Source organism: Bizionia hallyeonensis, from assembly GCF_042657385.1.
Classification (GTDB): domain Bacteria; phylum Bacteroidota; class Bacteroidia; order Flavobacteriales; family Flavobacteriaceae; genus Algorimicrobium; species Algorimicrobium hallyeonense.
Genome location: NZ_JBHSLA010000005.1, coordinates 214068 through 237731 on the forward strand (window position 1 = coordinate 214068; position 23664 = coordinate 237731).

General features: G+C 35.1%; 15 protein-coding genes. 4 read left to right on the plus strand and 11 right to left on the minus strand.

Features of this window, described 5'->3' with window-relative positions; genetic code table 11:
* Positions 1-20: 20 nt before the first annotated feature.
* A complete protein-coding gene (locus ACFPH8_RS12890; RefSeq protein ID WP_376861531.1) occupies positions 21-2336 on the minus strand; it encodes a LamG domain-containing protein in 2316 nt (771 codons plus the stop codon).
* A 103-nt stretch (positions 2337-2439) separates the two neighbouring features.
* On the opposite strand from ACFPH8_RS12890, the gene ACFPH8_RS12895 reads away from it, so the two are divergent.
* From ACFPH8_RS12895 to ACFPH8_RS12905, 3 genes are all read left to right on the plus strand, one after another.
* The gene (locus ACFPH8_RS12895; protein WP_376861533.1) at positions 2440-2955 is read left to right on the plus strand and encodes an RNA polymerase sigma factor; all 516 of its coding nucleotides are present in this window, start codon (positions 2440-2442) and stop codon (positions 2953-2955) included.
* Between the two features lie 66 nt (positions 2956-3021).
* A complete protein-coding gene (locus ACFPH8_RS12900; RefSeq protein ID WP_376861535.1) occupies positions 3022-3918 on the plus strand; it encodes a FecR family protein in 897 nt (298 codons plus the stop codon).
* Positions 3908-6211, plus strand: a complete 2304-nt coding sequence (locus tag ACFPH8_RS12905; protein ID WP_376861537.1) for a TonB-dependent receptor plug domain-containing protein — start codon at positions 3908-3910, stop codon at positions 6209-6211. The genes ACFPH8_RS12900 and ACFPH8_RS12905 overlap by 11 nt, the downstream gene beginning before the upstream one ends.
* A gap of 126 nt (positions 6212-6337) precedes the next feature.
* On the opposite strand, the gene ACFPH8_RS12910 is transcribed toward ACFPH8_RS12905, so the two are convergent.
* Entirely contained in the window at positions 6338-7366 is a 1029-nt protein-coding gene (locus ACFPH8_RS12910) for a hypothetical protein (RefSeq protein WP_376861539.1), read from the minus strand.
* Positions 7367-7474: 108 nt separating this feature from the next.
* A complete protein-coding gene (gene argS, locus ACFPH8_RS12915; protein ID WP_376861541.1) occupies positions 7475-9253 on the minus strand; it encodes an arginine--tRNA ligase in 1779 nt (592 codons plus the stop codon).
* A gap of 482 nt (positions 9254-9735) precedes the next feature.
* Between argS and ACFPH8_RS12920 the strand changes: the two genes are divergently transcribed.
* A complete protein-coding gene (locus ACFPH8_RS12920; RefSeq protein WP_376861543.1) occupies positions 9736-11802 on the plus strand; it encodes an ATP-binding protein in 2067 nt (688 codons plus the stop codon).
* Between the two features lie 5 nt (positions 11803-11807).
* On the opposite strand, the gene ctlX is transcribed toward ACFPH8_RS12920, so the two are convergent.
* The 8 genes from ctlX to porV all read right to left on the minus strand — a co-directional run bounded on the left by ctlX (position 11808) and on the right by porV (position 23639).
* Positions 11808-12740, minus strand: a complete 933-nt coding sequence (gene ctlX / locus ACFPH8_RS12925; RefSeq protein WP_376861545.1) for a citrulline utilization hydrolase CtlX — start codon at positions 12738-12740, stop codon at positions 11808-11810.
* A 147-nt stretch (positions 12741-12887) separates the two neighbouring features.
* The gene (locus ACFPH8_RS12930) at positions 12888-16958 is read right to left on the minus strand and encodes an FG-GAP-like repeat-containing protein (protein WP_376861547.1); all 4071 of its coding nucleotides are present in this window, start codon (positions 16956-16958) and stop codon (positions 12888-12890) included.
* Positions 16959-17112: 154 nt separating this feature from the next.
* Positions 17113-17796, minus strand: coding sequence for an SDR family NAD(P)-dependent oxidoreductase (locus ACFPH8_RS12935; RefSeq protein ID WP_376861549.1), 684 nt, complete (start codon positions 17794-17796; stop codon positions 17113-17115).
* A complete protein-coding gene (locus tag ACFPH8_RS12940; RefSeq protein ID WP_376861551.1) occupies positions 17789-18754 on the minus strand; it encodes a M28 family peptidase in 966 nt (321 codons plus the stop codon). The genes ACFPH8_RS12935 and ACFPH8_RS12940 overlap by 8 nt, the downstream gene beginning before the upstream one ends.
* A 245-nt stretch (positions 18755-18999) precedes the next feature.
* Positions 19000-20706, minus strand: coding sequence for a pyruvate dehydrogenase complex dihydrolipoamide acetyltransferase (locus ACFPH8_RS12945; protein WP_376861553.1), 1707 nt, complete (start codon positions 20704-20706; stop codon positions 19000-19002).
* A gap of 3 nt (positions 20707-20709) precedes the next feature.
* Complete coding sequence (gene pdhA, locus ACFPH8_RS12950) at positions 20710-21708, minus strand: pyruvate dehydrogenase (acetyl-transferring) E1 component subunit alpha (RefSeq protein ID WP_248398178.1); 999 nt, start codon at positions 21706-21708, stop codon at positions 20710-20712.
* Positions 21709-21819: 111 nt separating this feature from the next.
* On the minus strand, positions 21820-22302 hold the full coding sequence (gene cdd / locus ACFPH8_RS12955) for a cytidine deaminase (protein WP_248398176.1): 483 nt from the start codon (positions 22300-22302) through the stop codon (positions 21820-21822).
* Between the two features lie 92 nt (positions 22303-22394).
* On the minus strand, positions 22395-23639 hold the full coding sequence (gene porV / locus ACFPH8_RS12960) for a type IX secretion system outer membrane channel protein PorV (protein ID WP_376861556.1): 1245 nt from the start codon (positions 23637-23639) through the stop codon (positions 22395-22397).
* Between the last annotated feature and the right edge of the window lie 25 nt (positions 23640-23664).

Consider the following 23664-nt stretch of genomic DNA (forward strand, 5'->3'; position numbering starts at 1 on the left):
TAAAACCAATAACTAACCGTTTATAGACATTGAAAACAATCTGCTTCAAGATTATACAAATCACCTACATCATTAGGACTTAAGGTTCGTTTGTACACGCGTAAATCATCTAAATGTCCTGTAAAAAACTGACCAATAAAATAATCATTCAGCGGATCTGTATCAATATTGAATGTGGAGTTTTCATCAATGTTTCGCAATTGTCCATCTCTATATAATCGTATGGTATTATTTGAATCTCTCGTAACAACCAAATGATGCCAATCTGTATTTTCCCATTGCACATCCACTTCACCATTCCAATCATTATCCCATAATCCGTAACCGTTAGTCGTATCACTAACTAGAGGCGTATTTAAATCGTAAACAGCCAATTGAAACCCTTCGGAGTTAACGCTTCCTTTTTGGAAAATGGTTTCAAAATTTCCTGCCGTGGTATTTTGCATTTTAAACCAAACACTTACTGAAAAATTATCGCCTTGAACCAATTGGTTTTGAGCTGTAACTGGAATAGAGAAATTAGCATTTCCTTCAAATAAAGCGGCACATGTTGCATTACCTGCTCGATCTTCGGTTAAACTAAAATCGTTAATAACAGTTCCTCCAATTAAATCTCGAACCTCATTCCCAAAAGGCATATAGATAATTAAATCGTTAGTTAAAGTACCCGGATTATTACAGGTTGGACAATCACGCTCCATAACCATGTTTGTATTATTGGCAGTAACCATTTCCAATCGACCTTCATCACAAGCTACAATCAACCAATACTCATTAACAGCTTGAATATCTGGCCCATTTACACCACTTAATAAAAGTGCTACAGAGGTTCCTGATTGTTCCGTTGACCATAAGGCAGAAATAGTCATTCCATTACCTGTAACAATAATTTCGGAATTTGAAACAAAATCAAATTCATACATAATTAAATGGTCGTCGCCATTATAACTTACCACATTCCAAATACAGGATTGTAAATAGTTATCAATATCTGATTCTAAACAATTGGCACTACAATTTTCAAGCATTAAATCAATTTCGTACACTTGAAAATCACCATTTAAAGCTTCAATTCTCAAATAAACGGTTTGTGGGTTTGCGGTATTTGAATACGAATTTGGTTGGGCTATGGCATTCACATTATTTTCAGCATCTCCCAATGTGACATGAAATGACGGTGTGAAATCCACAGTACAAACAACATTCCCTAACACTTGAGTCTCCAGTTCAAAAATTGCAAATCCGTCGTTATCAAAATCACAAGCTGTAATAGATACATCGTCAAAACAACTAAATGGATTCTCTTGACAGTCTTGCTCCAAAACCATTTCAACCGTTTCAGAATTTATTTGTTGCGTCCATACCATTCTATCATCATTACAGTTTTCAATTAACCAATCGCCTTCTAAAGCTTCGGCATAAGCCGTTAATTCTGAAATTGAAATCACTACACCTTCATTGGTTGTAGAAGCACTCCAGTTTCCACCAATAGCAACCGTTATAAAATCTATTATGAATTCTACTGTGCCATTATCGTTGAAAAACACATCATATTCTATAAAGGTATCGTCACTATTATAGCTCACAATATTCCAATGACATTCTTGTAAATTTTCAATAACATCATCAAGATCACAATCATAAAAACAGTTTTCATTAGCCGCATTGATAGCTTCCTCTAATGCTTGATTATTAGCAACTTCAATCGTTGTACCATTTGTATATTGAATGGACACTGGAAAATTTAAGCTTGTTAGAACAGCACCATTATTACCATCATCTAAACCTTCTAAAAAGATATATAATTCGTAATCATTATCTATAACAACGGTATCAATAATTTGAAAACTAGTGTTATAAATGGAAAAGGAAATTGGGTATACAAAATCTGCACACTCTATAAGGTCTTCATCTGCTATACAGGAGTCAATAAACGCTTCTAACGTGTCCACGGAATCGATATTAACTTCGGTATAATCGTTTAAAATTATAGATATTGGGAATAGGAAATCTAAATCATCCTCATCGGTATTGCTGGCATCAAAAATAGCTTCCAACAGACTTAAATCAGTAAGTGTTTCAATAGTTAAGGTAATACCATTTGCGACAATGGTTACCGGTAAATTAACTGTAAAGCAATCCGAACCATCAAGAATATTATCCACATTACCATTGTTGGCAGACGTGTTTCGCATTAAGTTAGCCAAATTGGATTCTGGCTGAATAATTTCCTGTTCGTTTGAAGGTGTTTCTTCAATAACCTCATCTTGACATGCGGTAACTGTAAAAAACAGAATCCCGACAAGTAAGAAGATACATTTGATTGGTTGTTTCATGATATGTGTTTTAATTAGACTCATTTCTTATAAAACAGTTTAAATTTAAAAACTCCTACCATGCCATGACTTTTTTTATACATTTACAGACAGAATTTAAAAAATGTCTAAAGATTTAAATGATCATATTTGTAATGAACAGCTGTTTTCCAAGCTGTTTAAAACGCATGCCAAAAACTTGCACAACTTTTTATATTACAAATTTGGAAGCCATTTAAACCCACAAGATCAGGTTCAAGAGGCTTTTATAAAGTTATGGAAAAACTGTAAAGACATCAAACCATCTAAAGCAAAATCGTATTTATTTACGGTTGCCAATAATTTGATGTTAAATGCTGTGGCGCATCAAAAAGTGGTGTTAAAATTTCAAGAAATAAAACCCAAGTCATCCACAAACGAAACGCCAGAATTCCTTTTAGAAGAACGTGAATACATGGAAAAACTCCAAAAAGCGATTTCTAATTTAACCGAAGCACAACGTGTGGCCTTTTTATTGAATCGGGTTGAAGGGAAAAAGCACAAAGAAATTGCCGACCTGCTAAACATTTCAACCAAAGCTGTAGAAAAACGTATTTATGGAGCTCTAAAACAATTACGAAAAGATATTGAAGGTATTTAAATAAATAATTTAAACCGAGGTAGGAAAAACAATAGCGAACTTGTTATATACTTGAGTAGGTACATTATGAATCGAGAAGAACTGATACAAAAATGGTTGCAAGACGACTTGAATCCGCAAGAACTAGCCGCATTTAAGGCACTTGATGATTATGAGCCGCTTATGAAATTATCAGAAAACTTGATGCATTTTAAAGCTCCCAAGTTTGATGAGTCGCTTGCTTTTGAAACCATTTCGGCAGAAATTTCCAAAAAGCAGAAATCGAAAACAAAATGGTTAAAACCTATTTTAAAAATTGCAGCATTAATTGCCATTTCCTTTAGTGTGTATTATTACACAACGACTTTAGATACACATATTACCACATTAACCGCTGAAAAAACAACATTTGAATTACCAGATTATTCAGAGGTAACTTTAAATGCACAATCCCAAATAACCTACAATAAAAAAAGCTGGAAAAACCAACGTGAATTGACCTTACATGGTGAAGCTTATTTTAAAGTTGAAAAAGGTTCCAAATTTAATGTTCAAACATCCTCTGGAACTATTACCGTTTTAGGAACCCAATTTTTAGTAGAAAACAGAAATGATATTTTTGAAGTGGTTTGTTATGAAGGTTCTGTACAGGTTATAACTGACCATAAAAATATGGTTTTAAAACCAGGCGATCAATTTTTAATACTAAATGGGAAATTTATTGCACGAGAAAAAGAAAACATTCTAAATCCAGCTTGGTTATACAACCATAGTCAGTTTAAGAGCATGCCGTATAAATTTGTTTTAAACGAATTGGAGCGTCAGTATGGGCTAAAAGTTGATGCACAAACGATAAACACATCCGTGCTGTTTACTGGGAAATTTGTTCATACGGATTTAGATTTAGCATTAAAAGCTATTACACTACCTTTAAATATTACCTATACAAAAGAAAATGGTTTGATTGTGTTGCATGAAAAATAAACCCTTTATTATATTTTTTTACTGCTTTTTTGGCCTGTTTGGATTGCTTCAAGCTCAAAATAACGCCGCCAAAACCAAACCCTTACAATCCGTTTTAGAACATATTGAACGGGAATACCAATTGTCTTTTTCTTATGCTGATGCTACGGTTGCCAATAAAGAAATACCTCCTCCAAGCCAAACACTTTCTAAAGCAAAACTCATTGCGTATTTAGAAACTGAAACGCATTTAATTTTTGAAATGGTATCAGAAACTAGCTATGCCGTTAGACCTATTAAATTTTCAGATATCACCAAAACTCAATATCTAAACGAAGTAATTCTTAATAATTATTTAACAGAAGGTATTTCGACACAAGCGGATGGAACAACACATATTCACTTAAAAACCTTTGGAATTTTACCTGGCTTAATAGAACCTGACGTGTTGCAAACCATTCAAGCCTTGCCGGGGATTACAAGTGCTGATGAACGGGTTTCTACCTTAAATATTCGTGGTGGCACTAACGACCAAAATCTCATTCTCTGGGATGGCGTAAAAATGTATCAATCCGGCCATTTCTTCGGACTTATTTCAGCTTTTAATCCATCTTTAATTGATGATGTTTTAGTTTCTAAAAATGGATCCAGCGCACAATTTGGCGATGGTGTTTCTGGAATTATTGATATGCAAAGTTCCCATACCATTTCAAAAAAAACCGAAGCAGGAATAGGCGCCAATATGTTAGCTGCTGATGCCTTTGCTCGCATTCCTATTTCAGAAAAAACAGGCGTACAAGTTGCGGGAAGGCGTTCGCTTACCGATGTTTTTAACACGCCAACTTACAAGCAATATTTTAAACGTATTTTTCAAGATTCCGATTTAACAAATCCTACGGAAACCGTTTTAACAAACTCGGAAAAATTCTATTTTTATGATGTTTCTGCCAAACTGATTTATGATATTTCTGAAAAGGACAAATTGGAAGTCAGTTTTTTAAACATTGAAAACGCCTTGGATTACCAAGAAACGGCCACCATAAACAATAGCAAAACACGTTCAGACAGTCAACTTACCCAAGGTAGCCTGGCCATAAATAGCACGTTTTCTAGAAATTGGAATTCTAAATTACAAACAACATTTCAAGCCTATTTTTCTTCATATGATTTATATGCTAATCATGCTGATGTGAGCAATAACCAGAAGCTCATTCAAGAAAACGAAGTCACAGATGGTAGTTTTAAAGCACATATTCTTTACAACGTAGATGCACAATTAAATTATGAAGGTGGTTACCAATATTCTGAAGTTGGCATCAGTAACCTTGAAGACGTTTCCAACCCTATTTTTAGACGTTACATCAAAGAAGTATTACGAACTCATGGATTTTATAACGAATTAACCTGTAAATCGAAATCCGGAAATACGCGAGCACGCTTTGGATTTCGGGCGAATTATATAGAGAAATTTTCAGATTTCTATTTTGAACCACGCGTGAGCTTCAATCAAATTATTGCTGAAAATTTTCGCATTGAAGTTTTAGCAGAATTGAAAAGCCAAACAACATCGCAAATTATTGATTTACAAAACGATTTTTTAGGTATTGAAAAGAGACGATGGATTTTAGCCAATAATAACGATATTCCAGTCATAAAAAGTCAGCAACTTTCCACTGGAATTCATTACAATAAAAACCAATTATTAATTAGTTTGGAAGGTTACATCAAACAGGTTGATGGCATTACGTCTAGAAGTCAAGGTTTTCAAAATCAGTTTCAATACACCAATTCTATTGGCGCATATCGTGTAACAGGATTGGACTTTTTAATTAATAAACAATTTGAAAATTTTAGCACTTGGTTAAGTTACTCCTATAGTAAAAACGCCTATACCTTTCCAGAATTACATAATGGGGACCAGTTTCCAAATAATGTAGACATCAAACATCAATTAAACGTATCGGGCACCTACACCTTAAATCGTTTGAAATTAGCCTTAGGGATGAATTGGCATTCAGGAAAACCCAACACATTAATAGATAGTGGTCAAACCGAAGCTTCCAACACACTTGTTTACGGCGAACCCAATGCCGAAAATTTACCCGATTATTGGCGAACGGACTTTTCAGCCATTTATAATTTTCAACTTTCAAAACAGACCAATGCCCAAATTGGCGCCTCCGTTTGGAATATTTTTGACACAGAAAATATTATAAATAGGTACTATATCATGGATGCCAATAACCAAGTAATTCAGGTAGAAAACGTAGCATTAGGTATTACACCAAACCTATCGATTCGCGTTTTATTTTAGAAGGTTAATCCTTGCTCCTATGCTGTTTATTTTTCTGATGAATTTTCCCAGCAAAATAACCTAAAAGAAAAGGCAAAAACAGCAGGATGGCGAATAATAAAACCACATAAAGCAAAATAGTTCCCGTTAAGTCTTTAACATGAATATGGCTTGATCCACCATTTTTACTGAAATTTCGCTAGCTTCTACAGCCACAGCCTTACGTTCTCTTAAAAAAATACTATCCAAAGCAATACGTTCACGCATTATTATGGTATCTATTGCCTGACGCTCTAAGGCCAAGCGTTCACTAACAAATCCAATTTCAGAATTTAGTTCATAAAACAGAATTCGCATATCATTTGAAAACGATTTTAAAGCAAGGTTAAGTTTTTCTGGTGTGTTTTCGGCAATATCACTTAACCTATCTACTTTCATTTCAATGGTTGCCATGACATCTTTTATTTGAACAGAATCAAATCCTTTTTCTTTCAATATTAATTCTGTATTCCACTTAAATTGTTTGCCGGCAGCATCGGTAGAATAGGTTAATTTATCTGAAAAATTAGTCATCACTTCAGATAAGGAACCAACGGTTGTAAAAGCCAGACTATCGGGCACTTTTAAAAACGCCACATATTCTGAACGCACTGGATCGTGTCTGAAATTAGCATTTGAAATAGGGTTTTTGTTTGCAAATTTTGAAGCGAAATCTTGATGTTGTATAAAATCTTCTGCTTTAAAAAACTGTCTTGCCTTCGCTTCAATGTCGTTTACATTGTCTTGGGAAACTCGCGCTACGTAGTTGGTGTATATTCCAAAATAATCATGAGCTTGTTTGGTGTCCATAAAATTTCGCACTTGCAACATATACGTCCAAGTATCCATTAAGGAAAGCTTGGGTGAACTCTGAAAAGCGGTATTTTTAAAGGCATTTAAGGTTTCTATTTTCCAACGGTAAGCGTGCTTCTGCAAATTGGTATTGGCAGTTGTGGCTATAATACTATCTGCCGCAAATTCAACCCGATTCGTTGCTTCTGTGACTAAAGATTGTGTTAGCAACCGTATATTTAAATCCTGTTTGGAGAGTGGTTCTTGAGCCGTTTCAATTTTTAATAAAGAACAACTATAAAGCAACCCTGTTATGGCTGCAAGATAAGCGACACGCTTAAACATTTTTAAAAACAAAGAGGGTTTCACATAGTTAGTTTATACCTTAAATATAATAACGTAAATGGAAACTATTGATAACCAGCAATAAAAAAGCCATTATAAAAACCCTAATTACATGCGTTCAGGCACGTGAATTCCTAACAAACTAAAACCATTTTTAATAATCTGTGCAACGGACTGCGAAAGTTGAACTCGGAAAACCTTTTCCGAATCAGAATCAGCACCAAGAATAGACACATTTTGATAAAACGAATTAAAGCCTTTTACCAAATCGTAAATATAATTGGCAATTAAAGCAGGACTATGGTTGTTTGCGGCATTTTGAATAACTTCCGGAAACAGTTCTATTTGCTTAATAAGGTCGCGTTCTTTTTCATGTAATTTAATATCCGTAATGGCTTGCGAAATATTAAAATCCGCTTTACGTAAAATAGCTTGAATTCGCGCGTAGGTATATTGAATAAAAGGTCCTGTATTTCCTTGAAAATCCACAGACTCTTTTGGGTCAAATAAAATACGTTTTTTAGGGTCTACTTTTAGAATGTAATATTTTAACGCACCCATACCAATAGTTTGATACAATTCTTGCTTATCGGTTTCTGAGTAACCATCCAGTTTTCCAAGTTCGCTTGAAATTTCTTCGGCTGTGTTTGTCATATCTTGCATTAAATCGTCTGCATCTACAACCGTTCCTTCTCGACTTTTCATTTTACCGCTTGGCAAATCTACCATTCCATAACTTAAATGGAAGAGGTTTTTAGCCCAATCAAATCCTAATTTTTTCAAAATTAAAAATAGGACTTGAAAGTGATAATCTTGCTCGTTACCAACCGTATAAACCATGCCTCCCACATCCGGATAATCTTTAGCACGTTGAATTGCTGTTCCAATATCTTGCGTCATATAAACGGCTGTACCATCGGCACGCAAAACAATTTTTTCATCCAGACCATCTTCGGTCAAATCACACCAAACAGAACCGTCTTCTTTTTTAAAGAAAACCCCTGTTTTTAATCCTTCGGCAACAAACTCTTTACCCAATAAATAGGTTTCACTTTCGTAGTACAATTTATCAAAATCTACACCTAGGTTTTTATATGTAACATCAAAGCCGCTATAAACCCATCCATTCATTTTTTTCCAAAGTGAAACCACGTGCTCATCACCCGCTTCCCATTTAAGAAGCATATTTTGAGCTTCCAAAATAATAGGTGCTTCCTGTTTTGCTTCCGCTTCGGTTTTCCCTTGATTAATAAGTTCTGCAATCTGTTTTTTATATTCTTGATCGAATTTCACATAGTAATTACCAACCAGTTTATCACCTTTTAAACCTGTTGATTCTGGTGTTTCACCATTTCCAAAACGTTCCCAAGCCAACATACTTTTACAAATATGAATTCCGCGGTCGTTAATAATTTGCGTTTTATAAACTTTTTTACCTGAAGCTTTTATAATTTCGGCAACACTGTAACCTAATAAGTTATTTCGAATATGCCCTAAATGCAAAGGCTTGTTGGTGTTTGGCGACGAATATTCAACCAAAATAGCATTGTCATTCTGTTTTGCCTCTACAAACCCAAAGTCGGTTTTTTGAGAAATAGCATTGAAAAATTTTAGATAATAGGCATCTTCAATTTCAATATTTAAAAACCCTTTAACCACATTGAAACCTATAACGACGTCCAGATTATCTTTTAAAAACTGACCAATTTGCTCACCAATTTGAACCGGGTTCCCTTTTATTTCTCGTAACATTGAAAAGACAACAACAGTTATATCGCCAGGAAATTCTTTACGTGTTGCTTGAAATTCTACGGAAGAAATGGCCACGTTATAAATGGATTTTACCGCTTGTTTTACAGATTCTGAAAGGGTTTCTTGAAGATTCATTTTTACATTTTTAAGAGTGCAAAGATACTATTTTAATACAAGTTATTCATGCAATTTTTAGTTAGAATTACGTGCACCATCTATTTCATTACTAGCCCATGAGGTGGGAATCATGAGATGGTTATTTTTGAAGATTAGAAATTACCCAATGCGTCATGCCATCAAAAACGTCTATATAAAAGGTAAATAAGCCCGTAAAACTTCATGTGCATTTCATCGACTAATGTGTCGTTATTCCAAGATAATTACCGTTAGTCGGAATCGGTTATTTTAAAGAAAAAGCCATTGGTCATTTCAACTAATTTATTGGTATTAAAACCTAAAAATTAGCATTTTATATCTCTTTTAACAATTTTTGTGAAGTAAATGCTATTGATCCCAAATTAATGGGCTTTTTAAACTAACACATTACCTGCTTTAACGTTGTATCTCAAGATTTTAAATAAGCTTGATTATACGGCTCGTTGTAGCTTTATAATTGTATGAGGCAATTAATTACTTTGTTACTATTTCTTTCTGTTTTTATTTGTTTCTCCCAAACAAAGGAACAGGATAGTCTTACTATTCAATTAGCCTTTCAAAAATCCGATACGTCTAAAGTTGAAACCTCGCTTAAGCTTATAAAATCGCTTTATGACAGTAAAGAATATGCCAAATCTTTAAAGTTCATTTCTGAAAGCGAGAAATTATCAAACACTTTAAATTATCAAAAAGGCAATGCAGAAATCACCTATTATAAAGCTTTAATTTTTGCTGAAAAGGATGATTATATCAATGCTATTGATAACTATACCAAATCTAAAGACTTATTTATTGTTTTAAAAGACACTTTAAGTATTGCGAAAGTTAATAATAGCATTGGCTTAATTGAGATAGCGCGTGGTAATTATAACAAAGGGCTACAGTATTCCTTATCCGCTATTATTGAATTAGAAAAACGTGGCTTAAACAAGGAGTTATGTTCTGCCTACAAAAATTTAGCAGATGCTTATGAGCATATTAACAATCGTGCTAAAGCCATTGAATTCAATCTGAAGCGCTTGGAGATTGAAAAGAAACTAAATGATAAAATTGGTATAATTTCAACGCATAAAAAGCTTGCTGAACTGTATTCTCTTGAAAAGGAAAACCGAAAAGCAATTGATTATTACGAAAAAGTACTTCGTGACTTAAATGAAGAAAACGATTCTTTAAAAGGCGAAATCTTACCGCGTTTAGGTGGTGAATATCTTCAATTTAAGGATTATGATGTTGCCACAGGCTATTTATTAGAAGGTCTGAAGTTAAATAGGCAAACGGACAATCAATTAGGATTGTTAATTTCACTTAATAATTTAGGGAAACTTAATTTACAGCAAAACAAAACCACTATTGCCGAGATTCAATTAACGGAGGCGGGTAAAATTGCAAAGGCTTTAGAAAACGATCAGCAGTTATTAATGAATTATAGATTAATGACGGTTTTGGATTCCACGAACAGAAATTATGAACGTGCTTTTGAAAGACAACGTGATTATTATAATCTGAAAAGACGGATTGAATTGCAAAATCGGTTACCTAAAGTAGAACCAACTTCCAATGTACCATCATTATCAGATATTAATGCTATTAGCAAATCGGTGGAGTCCAATATTTTAGAACAGCATGAGCAAGAGAACACGGAAAACGAGAAAAAACTGAATGACTTGCGGTTTGTGTTCTATATTTTATTAGCTGTATTTGCCATTCTACTTATCTTTTTTGTGTTGATCTATTCCAAGCGAAACAGCCGCTTAAAATACACGCGCGATTTAGAAGAAAAAAATCAGAAAATAGAATTACAAAATGCTGCTATTTTAGAGCAAACCAAGCATTTAGAAGACATTAATAAGGTGAAGGACCGTTTGTTTTCGATTGTTTCTCATGATTTGAAAGATTCGTTAACATCTATTAAAGGATTTATTGATTTATTAAATGATGGCTCGTTAACACAGTCTGAATTTAATTCGCTAATTCCTGAATTAAGTGAAAATGCTAACAATGCATCCTTGTTGCTTTTCAATTTATTAAACTGGTCTAAATCCCAAATGCAATCCTTGGAATCCAATCCAAGTTTATTTGATATTCAAGAAGTATTTGAAGAAAAGACACACTTATTAGAACAGAAATTAGAGAAAAAGGGCATTACGTTAATCAATCAAACCTTACACGATTTTGTTTATGCAGATCGAAGTATGATTGAAATTGTTGTTCAAAACTTATTAACCAATGCCATAAAATTTAGTAAATCTGGAGACACCATTACGGTAGCAAACCGGATAAGTAATGGACGCTCAATAATCAGCATTTCAGATACAGGTGTTGGAATTGCACCAGAAAATATTGAGAAACTATTTAAAAATAGCACATTCACAACCGTTGGTACTAGTAATGAAAAAGGCACTGGTTTAGGACTAACAATTTGTAAAGAATTAGTAGACCTTAATATGGGGAAAATTTGGGTAGAAAGCAGCCTAAATCGAGGAACAACCTTTTATATAGAGTTACCTAAATCCAATCCTGTAGTATAAAATTTTTAAGCTTTAGGCAAGAACACTTCGGCCATCATACAACGCGCACTTCCACCTCCACACGTTTCAATAGTTTCTAACGAGCTTGATAAAATAGGACAATGCTTTTCAATGTCGTTTATTTGAGCAACGGTTAAACTATCATGAGCTGCTTTGCTCATAACTAAATACCGCTGATTTAAATGTCCTTGAACTTGGAGCATGTTTCCAGCAAACTGATGCATTTGCGCTTCTGTAATGGCAATAATACTTTTTCCGTCTTCTTTTAAGCTCTTTACAATGGATTTACGCTCTTTTTTATCGTCTATGCTATCTAAACAAATTACTGCAAATTTTTCGGCAAGACACATCATTACATTAGTGTGATAAATTGGCAAACGTTTGCCTTCTACCGTTTGGAACGCTGTAAATAACATTGGCGCATAATCAAAATCCTCACAAAACTCGATAAATAAATCCTCGTCCGCTCTAGCAGATAATGCACAATAGGCTTTTTTATTTATTCTATCCAACAATAGGCTTCCAGTCCCTTCAAGAAATACACCTTCGTTTTCCGCTTCTGTGTAGTCAATAATGTTTTCAATTTTAAAACCAGCCTCTTCCAAACGCAAAAGAATATCTTCACGTCTCTCCACACGTCTGTTTTCAGCAAACATAGGGTAAAGTGCTACATCGCCATTTTCGTGGAAGCTCACCCAGTTATTTGGGAATATGGAATCTGGTGCATTTAATGCCTTGATATCGTTTTCTACAATTACCGAAATACCAACAGCACGTAATTTATCAACAAAAGCATCAAACTCTTCTTGCGCTTTGGCATTAATTTCAGCATTTTTAAGATCTAAATCTTCCTGAAAATAATTATTTACCGCTGTTTGTTCATTCATTCTAAAATGAACTGGGCGAATCATCAATATGGTATTTGTTGTTTGTGACATCACGCTGTATTTGGATTGCAAAATTATGATTTTTTATAGAATCCCACGCATGTTTAACAATAAAAAGTAAGGGCTTTTTAGAACCTGCTTAAAAACAAAGAAGGCTGCAAAATGCAGCCTTCTTTGTTTAATTATAAAATCAATTTATTAGTTTCCACTAATAATGATTTTCTGTGAAAAATTATTTCCAGACAGGATATATACTCCAGTGGCTGTTGTAGGAGGAATGGTTACTCTAGTATTCCCACTAAATCCATCATACTGTGTATTTGATAGTGTAATGGAACGACCACTAACATCATATAATTTATAGTTATCATCTGGGTTTGCATGGGTAATATTAATCGTCCCACCAGAAGTTACTGGATTTGGATAAATAGTTGATGTATTCAAAGCAAAACTATCAACTCCTAATGTAGAACCATTAAAGTAAGGTATTGCAAAATTGTATGCTTCAACACCAATAGTTTCACCAATTATACGGCCTGGGATATCATCAGCTGGTGGATGAATTCCGCCCCAGATTCTTGATAAACTACATTGATCTGATGCATCACGATATGTTGCCCATTGCAAGGTAATATCCACAGATGGACCTTCTTCAAAAACTAAAAAATCATTTTTATAGGCTACAAACTCACCCATTCCTCCAGGGAAATATTCATCTCCTGTAATGAGGGTCATAACTTCAGCAGCCGCTCTTGAGTACGTAGAATGTCCTGAAATAAAACCAGCAAAAGGTGGTGTTACAAACGATGGTCTTTGGTAAGGCCACCAGTTTTCAGATAAAATCCAACCTACTCCAGCCGTATCGGTGTCCGTATTACTAACAAAGTCAGGACCTTTCCAAGAGTATAATTTAATTTTACCAACATTTTGGTCGAAACCACCAGCAAGTGGATCGCCAGATTCTACCAATTCAACAAAACCAGGTTCTAGCTTAATTCCTTGTGGGTGATAGCTAGCTAATTGGTCATCTGAACTTTGACCTAAATCGGCCATATAACGAATAGCTGAAATTGGACGAATATAATCATACCATCCTTTAATACTCCAAGCTGTAATGGCCGCATCATGCATGGCACCACCTAAAATAAAATACGATTTCACATCCCATTCTACAGGTTCCAATACGTCTCCTGTTCCATTCAGTTTTTTCTCCAATAATGGATTATCAGACACATGATTTAACAATGTAAACCAGTGACCTGGAGGCGTTTCAGAATCTGGACCATCTGCCCAGAATTCTGCTAATACACGCGTATAATCACCACGAGGCACAACTTGTGGCTGGTAAGGCTGATTAGTTACAGGGTTTAAATTACGTCCAGTTCCTGGATCACCTCCAACCACACGATTATAAAACGTTGGGTATTGTGTATAATCGGTTGGAAATGAAGAAATAGGCGTATTTCCAATAGCGCCAGGTGAAATGTCCCACATAACACCATCAGCTGGATCTAAATGAGAACCCCAAACGGACACCATAGAAAAATTCCATTTATAGGCCTCGCTTGAAACACTTGTATTGGTGTTATCTATATATGGTGGATTTGCAGGATTGTGGTATACACTATAATCATCACCATCTCTTTGAAAGATATCCTTATCACCACTTGACATAGCAAAAGGTGTTACATCTCCCCATTCAGGGCTTAAAAAGTTAATAACATCACCATCAATTAAATTTCCACTTTGGTCAATATATGTATCTAAACTTAATGATTGCCAGCGATTAGGATCTGTTAACGAAACGGCTTCATAAGCTGGTGCTAACGGTGGGTTAACCGGCTGATAATACGCATTATCATAACCTGTAGCTTCTCTTGCGCCATCCGAATTTCCGTAATCTATAAGTATTTGCCCAATATAGTTTCCAAGTTCAGCAGCATTACCAGATGTATAATCCGTAGATGTTACTCCAGTGCTATAACCTAACTGATCCATTAAAAAATTAAAACGTTGTTGTGTTTGAAAAACACCAGGTGAATTTTGAAACCTATGGGTTAATAATCTATACATAGCGTAACTAACCGCTTTATTAACGGACGCTGTATTACCTTCTAATGGTGAAAAAGCTTGCAGTGTGCTCGTAAAACCATGCACTGTATTTCCTACTAAATATGGATCACCGTGTTGTCCATTTCCTGGGTTTTCAATTTTATCATAAATTGCCCATATATCATACATAGCAACACTAGAGTGAAATAGGTTTCTAGCGTGTACGGTTGGTCTAGCAAAATCTTTTCTAATGGCCTCAAGTAACGCCTCATTCCAAAGTCTAGCAATGGACACATTGTCTGGTGTTTCATAAATAACGATATCCACATCTAGTTCAACCACTGGACTTGAACATAAGGTGCTCGTTTCTTTTACGGTTATTTTTCCTGTGTCATTTATTCCCCATTTTACAGTAAGACTATTTGTTCCTTGACCACTAACTAATTCTCCTCCTGTAACCGTCCATGCTAGAGTTGAGCTAGGATCAGATAACGGGTAGGTATATGTTTCTTCGTCTAAAAAACCTGCTATTGTAGCACCTGAAATAACATCAGAAGCCAAATAGGTACATGAACCATCATCAACTGTTGCTGACGGATTGTAGGAGCATGACGTAGGATCTGTACAACCAAATATTTTAACACTTGGTGAAATCATTAAATCCACCATACCTGCACCTTCAGTTGCTTTAAAGTGTGAATCAGCGGCAATATTTTGATACGACTCTACAGTCCCTGACGGCCACTTAATTGTAACATCACTAATTTGCGTATCTGTATTTAAACCAAAATGAACGGGTTTGATGCTCTGACCTAAAAATCCAACACCATTAAAGTAACGTTTAAAAGTCCCAGAAGCGGTAGTAATTGTTACTTCTGTACCGATAGCACTTTTGTTAGAAGTTGTTCCTTCCAAAGACAATTTAAAGAAATGTACGTGATTTGGATCACCTACATTTAATAACGTATTTTCATATAAAAAGGAGTTTATATCACTATTGGTCAGGTATAAATCTAAATCACCATCATTGTCATAATCAAAATCAACGGCTTCAATACTAATTGTTAAATCATGAAGGTTTGATGCTATGGTTGCATTTTCAAAATTATTATCTCCTTCAACATATTTGTTTTTATAGTATACATTATATTCTGCATTTCTATTTTCGAACGTATATCCATTTGCAATAAACAAATCCTCATCACCGTCTAAATCGAAATCGGCAAACTTGGTACCCCAAGCCCATCCGTTACCAGCAATATTATTGGCTAAACTATTCTCTGTAAATGTATTGGTTCCTGTATTGGTAAATAAAGCGGTTTCATCTATTCCTGTTATAAAAAAATCAAAAAAACCATCATTATTATAATCGCCCATGGCAATACCCATGTCATCAAAATTATTATTTAAACCAACGGCGCTAGCTTGCTCTGTAAAACTGATGCCACCATTATTGATATACAAATAATTAATTTCATCAAAATCATTACTTACGTATAAATCCATAAACCCATCTTGATTAAAATCAAAAGGCATGGCTGTAAAGCTCTCTCTAGGCGTTACTTCAGCAATTCCAGTAGAAACGGTTACATCTGTAAAAGTACCATCTGCATTATTACGATATAAAAGGTTTGAAGAACATCCACCCCAATCATTAATATAGATATCTAAAAACCCATCGTTATTATAATCAAACCAAGTGGCTCCCATATACTGACAAGTAGTGGCTAAATTAAATCCCGCACTTGCTGTGATATTAGAAAATGTACCATCGCCGTTATTTTGATATAATAACACATTAAAGGTGTTGGTTATAAACAAATCTGGGAAACCATCATTATTATAATCCCCCCAAAAAGCACCTTGTTTAAATCCGTCAAAGCTATAAAACACACCATCTTGACTATAATCTGTAATTAGCATATTATTTAATCCAGCAGCTACCGTTACATCTGTAAAGGAACCGTCGTTATTATTTTTAAATAATTTACTGTGTGTTCGCTCAATACCGTTTACATCAATGGCTTCGGCCACTACAAAAATATCCATAACGTTATCACCATCATAATCTGCAACGGCAACCCCACTATTTTGTTCAAGGTTTCCTAAACCAGAAACCGCATCAGCGCGTTGAAAAACTTGCGCTGTAGTTTGCAACGCACAAGCCATGAAAATAAGACTCATTAATAAGCCTTTAAATAGTTGATTTTCCCTCATAATAATTAATATTTAATCAAATGAAGCACTATTTATTCTTTCTTAAAAATTTATTCTACAAAGTGCCAAATAATTACTTTAAATGGTATGATAAGTAAGAAAAATTCTTAAGTAAACGTTAAACAAAACGATCAATATTCTGATATAAAGAATTTTACGGCGTGGAATTGGACACTTGTAATAGTTTGCCGTTATAGTATTTTTGACCGGTTGTAGAAAAGTCAAAAATATAATTTGCCATAGATTTTGGTGTCATGGGCACTTCAAATCCTGGAAACGCCTCTTCAAGCATTTCCGTTTGAACAGCGCCCAATGCTAATACATTAAAACAGATACCCGTTTCTTTATATTCCTCTGCCCATAATTCTGTTAAGGTTATAACAGCTCCTTTACTGGAGCTATAAGCTGCAAGGCCAGGAAATTTCATACTACCTTGAACGCCACCCATTGAGCTAATAGTTAGCACATGACTTTGAGTTTTCATAAAAGGCAATATAACACGTGTCATCTCTGCAACGCCAAACACATTGGTTTTATATACGAATTCAAAATCTTCCAATGTGGTTTCCGAAAAGGGTTTATTGAGAAGTGCACCGGCATTATTAATTAGAATATCTACGTGGCCCCATTCGTTTTTCACAAAGGTTTCCACTTTATGAAAGTCCGCTTTTTTTGATAAATCGAAAGGAAAAGCCGTTACATTAAGCAGCTTTAAGTCTAAAATGGGTTTTGCATTTCTTGACAATGCTAAAACTTGATAGCCTTTTTCTGAAAACTGTTTGACTAATTCAAACCCAATTCCTCTACTTGTTCCCGTAATTATAACATGTTTACTCATCGTGCATTTTAATTTCTTGGGTTGCCGTATTACTCATTTTTTCAATACCTGGAATTAATTGATTAATTAAACTCGCCATGTGGTCATAATCCAATTTATCTATTTCGTCACCAACATGATGGTAGAAATCATAATTTGATAAATCGCAAGACGAAATAGTATGTGAAGGCATTTTAAACACGTCATAAAACGGATAATTATCGGATGCTTTAAATAAATTGTATTGTTTAGCCACTTCAGATTCTCCTAAAAAATTAGCCCCTACATAAGCGTTAATTTTTTCAGCCATATTGGACTTACCATAACCCGTTAAAAAAGCTACATAGTCGCGATCTTTAAAAGGCACACCAATCATTTCCATATTTACTACTGTATATAATTTAGCGTTTTCATCTTTGAGTCTATTAGCTAAATGTTTAGAGCCCAATAAGCCCATTTCTTCCGCCGAAAACAACACAAACATTAAACTACGTTTATTGGATTTTTTAGCTCCAAAATAGCGCGCCATGGCCAAAACGGATGATGTTCCCGCGGCATTATCATTGGCGCCATTAGCAATTGAATCGGATTCAACCATTTTAGCTTTCGTTCCAATATGATCATAATGGGCACCAATAATGATAATTTCATTTTTTAGCGTTGCATCGGTTCCCTCTAAAAACCCTACAACGTTATAGGCATCCATTTCTTGAACTTTAAAATGATCCCGATAGGTATCATAATAAGGTTTAACACCAAACTCTTTTAATTGCTTTTCAATATAATTTGCAGAAACGTCTATACCCACACTTCCCGTACCACGGCCCATTTGATCATCGGATGCCAGGAAAGAAACGGTTTCCTTGACCTCACTAGCTGTTATAGAAATATTTTCAACAGTTTTAACTTGATGATTTTCTTGTTTTGCCTTACAGCTAAAAATACTGATAGCAACAAATAATAAAATGAGCTTTTTCATGAGTAAATTTTTATTGTCTGTCTTTTGCAGACTCGTTTTTTGGTTTTGGTTCCAATACATCTCGGAACTGTTTCTATAAATTATTACCTTATTAAGAAATGCTTCAAATAAGCTTGCTTTCTTAAACTAAATGACATGTTTGGCGATAAAATTATTGACCTTTGATTAAAGTTTAAATATAAAAAAATCCTGCTTGGTTTAGCAGGATTTTCTAAATATATAAGGTTATACTTTTTAATTATAAATTACACTAACATGGTTATTGGATTCTCAATATAACCTTTTAAAGTTAAAAGAAATTCCGATCCTGTAGCGCCATCAACCGTTCTGTGATCGCAAGCCATGGTTAACTTCATGGTATTTCCTACAACTACTTGGCCATTTTTTACAACCGGCTTTTCTAAAATAGCGCCAACAGATAAAATAGCAGAGTTTGGCTGATTGATAATAGATGTAAAACTTTCAATTCCAAACATACCCAAATTAGAAATGGTAAACGTACTGCCTTCCATTTCTTGAGGCGTTAATTTCTTGTTTTTCGCTTTTCCTGCATATTCCCTAACAGCAGCGCCAATTTGAGGTAAGGATTGCTCATTTGCAAAACGCACCACAGGTACCACTAATCCGTCTGAAACTGCAACCGCAACACCAATATGAACGTGATTATTTAGTTTCATTTTATCATCAAACCATTGTGAGTTTACTTGTGGATGCTTCTTTAAAGCCAAGGCACAAGCCTTTACAATAATATCGTTATATGAAATTTTTATATCTGGAATGGAATTGTATTGCTCACGGAACGCCATAGCATTTTCCATATCAAACTCCACATTTAAATAGTAATGTGGTGCCGTAAATTTAGATTCTGCTAAGCGCTTGGCAATTACTTTACGCATTTGCGAATGTTTCACCTCATCAAAATCCTCTTCACCTGTTGGTACAAATTTCCCAACAGCTGCTGCGGAGGTTGCGCTAGGCTTAAAGTTCTCGACATCGCGTTTTACAATACGTCCATTTTCGGCAGATCCTGTTATTTGTGAAATATCTATTCCGCGTTCTTCAGCCATTTTTTTAGCTAATGGCGAAATGAATACGCGTCCGCTTGAATTTGACGTAGAAGATGAACTTGATGATTCTCTGCTTTCGCTCTGAATGACCGTTTCTTTTTTAGGCTCTTTTTTATCTTCTTTTTTTGGTTCTGATTTTTCTGCTTTCGGCTGATCTTCTTGTTTATCTGAAGTTCCTTCCGCTTTAAAGTTTTTAGCAACAGCTGAAACATCTGTTCCTTCTGGACCAATAATAGCTAAAAGGGCATCTACCTTTGCCGTTTCGCCTTCCTCTAAACCGACATGTAATAAAGTACCAGATTGAAAAGATTCGAATTCCATAGTGGCTTTGTCAGTTTCAATTTCTGCTAAAATTTCACCTTCTTCAACCGTATCACCAATTTTTTTCAACCAGGTAGCAACGGTCCCTTCTTCCATAGTGTCACTTAATCGTGGCATGGTAACTACGGTTACACCTTCTGGTAATTCAGTTTCCTTGTCTGTATCGTCTTTAGAAGAATCTTCAGCGTCTTTACCTTCAGATTTATCTTCTGACTCTTTTTTAGACTCATTTTCAGAATTGTCCTCGTCTGCATCCGCAGATTCAGATGTATCTTCTTCTTTTTTGGTTGTTGAATCACCTTTTATCAAATCTGAAATATCTTCACCTTCCTCGCCAATAATAGCCAAAAGCTCATCTACTTTAGTTGTTTCTCCTTCTTGAACACCAATATGTAATAAGGTGCCTTCGTGAAACGATTCAAATTCCATCGTGGCTTTATCAGTTTCAATTTCAGCAAGGATATCACCTTCTTCTATCTTATCTCCAACTTGCTTCAACCACGTGGCAACGGTACCTTCTTCCATGGTATCGCTTAAACGTGGCATATTTATAATTTCAGCCATTGTTTATAGTTTATGTTGTATGAATGGGTAATCTTCTTGATCGTAAACAGCGTCGTACATCACGTTCTTTTCTGGATACGGCGAATCTTCGGCAAACTTTTCACATTCGTCCACTAAAGCTCTCACACGTTTATCAATTACTTTAATTTCTGCTTCGGTAGCGTATTTCTTTTCAAGAATAATTTCTTTTACTTGGGTAATTGGATCAATTTTCTTGTATTCGGCAACCTCATCTTTGGTTCTATAATGCTGCGCATCACTCATGGAATGTCCTCTATAACGGTAGGTTTTAAGCTCTAAAAATGTAGGGCCATCTCCACGTCTAGCGCGTTGAATAGCTTCATCAAACGCTTCCGCTACTTTTATTGGATTCATACCATCTACAGGGCCGCAAGGCATTTCGTAGCCTAAACCAAGCTTCCAAATATCGGTATGGTTGGCTGTACGTTCAACAGAGGTTCCCATGGCGTAGCCATTATTTTCACAAACAAAAACAACTGGCAATTTCCAAAGCATAGCCATGTTGAAGGTTTCGTGAAGTGAACCTTGTCTAGCAGCACCATCACCAAAACAACATAGTGTAACGGCATCACGATCATGATACTTATCTCCAAATGCAATACCGGCACCTAATGGAATTTGACCACCAACAATACCGTGACCACCATAAAATCGGTGTTCTTTTGAAAAAATATGCATGGAGCCACCTAGTCCTTGAGAGGTACCTGTTGCTTTACCATATAGTTCCGCCATAACACGTTTAGGGTCCACACCCATACCAATTGGCTGAACGTGATTTCTATACGCAGTTATCATTTTATCTTTGGTTAAATCCATAGCATGCAAAGCGCCTGCTAATATGGCCTCTTGACCATTATATAAATGAAGAAATCCTCTTACTTTTTGTTGAATGTAAACGGCTGCTAGTTTGTCTTCAAACTTTCTCCAGAAATACATGTCCTCATACCACTTTAGGTATACTTCTTTGGTTATCTTTTGCATTGGTTACGTTAATTTGATAAACGAATAAACAAAAGTAACACTTTACTTATTAACGAAAAAACCGAAAATCGTAAAAATTACGATAAACCTCACTTTATGAAGTTAAAAGCTTTAAAGAAAGGTTTTATCGAAAATTAAGGGTAATAGATTGGCAAGCGATTCTGATTTTACCACCTTCCCTGTTTCACCCATAAAATAGATTTCAATAGGTGCGTTTTGTTTCACTTCATATTCGGCAATTGCTTGACGGCATGCTCCACACGGTGGAATTGGCGCCATAGTATGCTTAATATTAGAACCTGCAATAATAGCCATTCTAACTACTTTAGCATCGGGAAATTGGGAGCCTGCATAATAAATAGCTGTACGTTCGGCACATAATCCAGACGGATACGATGCATTTTCCTGATTATTACCTGTAATAATTTCATCATTGTCTAGCAATAAGGCTGCCCCAACACTAAAGTTAGAGTACGGGGAATAGGCTCTACTTCTAGCTTCAGAAGCTTGTGTCATTAAAGATGCTACCGCTTCTGGCAACTCATCAAAATCATCATAAACCTGAAGAATGGATTCAATTTTTATTTCTTTCATAATCTATTTATATTTACGAAATTAAGAAACTATATGAGACAAAAAAACTATTGCGGTTTGCAATAGTTTTTTGTTTTATTCCTATATATATTTTAATACTCTCTATATGTTCCAGGTCCTAAATTAAACGTTAATGAAAAACGCAACGTATTTTCTAAAGGACTATTTACTTGTGACGCCGAGAATAAGTATGATAAATCGATACCAATTACATTATACTTAAAGCCAGCACCAATGGCGAAAAATTGTCTCGCTCCTTTTGTTGAACTTTCATGGAAATATCCCGCTCTAAAACCAAAGGAATCTTGATACATATATTCCGCGCCTAAAGCCCATGTCCATTCTTGCATTTCTTCACTAAATCCGCCTGGTGCATCACCAAAGGACTGAAACATACCTTTAAAAAAGCCTACGTTTGGATCTTTACCTTCTATAATAAGATTTGTAGCTACGGGATTATTTCTATCTAAATCATCAATATCTTCATCATATTGGCCATTTCCATTGTTATCAGTATAATTAAATTCCGTACCATAAATAGGAGGTGTTGGCACCAACAATTTGGTAACTTCACCTGTTATAGATACTTTATTAAAATCATCTAATATAAAATCGAAGCCACCACCTAAACGCAAGGTTGTAGGTTGAAAGTTTTCTTGACCACCTTCATCATATTTAAAGGTAGGTCCAATATTTTGAATGGCAAATCCCAAACGAGTACGACCATTAAAGGTGGCATAGGCTTGCTCTTCACTTTGGTAATACCCCGAAATATCCACACCAAATGTACTTGCTGGAATGGCATCTGCATCAATTGCTCCAATTTTTAAATCAGACCGTAAATAACGCATAGCCACAGACATAGCAAACTGCTCACTTAATTTTAAGGAGTAGGATGCATCAATGGTCATTTCGTTTGGTTTTTCAATAAGTGCTTGAGAAAATTCATCTTGAACTAACTCAATTTCACCTAAAGAGAAATATCTAAAACTAGCAGCAAAAGCACTACGTTCGTTTATTCTGTTGAAGTAGGTTAAATTACCTAAAAATATATCTTTTACTAAACTACTTAAGTAGGGTGTATAACTAACACCAATACCTTGTTTTGTTTCTGAAAACGCATATTTGGACGGGTTCCATTGTTGTGAAAACACATCGACGCCAGTAGCAACTCCCATATCTCCCATGGATGCTGCGCGCGCATCGGCAGCAATTAACACAAATGGTAAACCTGTGGTAATTACACGCGAATCATTTGTATTTGGTAAAACAACTGTTTGCGCATATATCTGGTGTGCAAAAACAAGAGTAAATAGTATTAAAATTTGATTTTTCATGTATTGATTTTATTTAGCAAATATA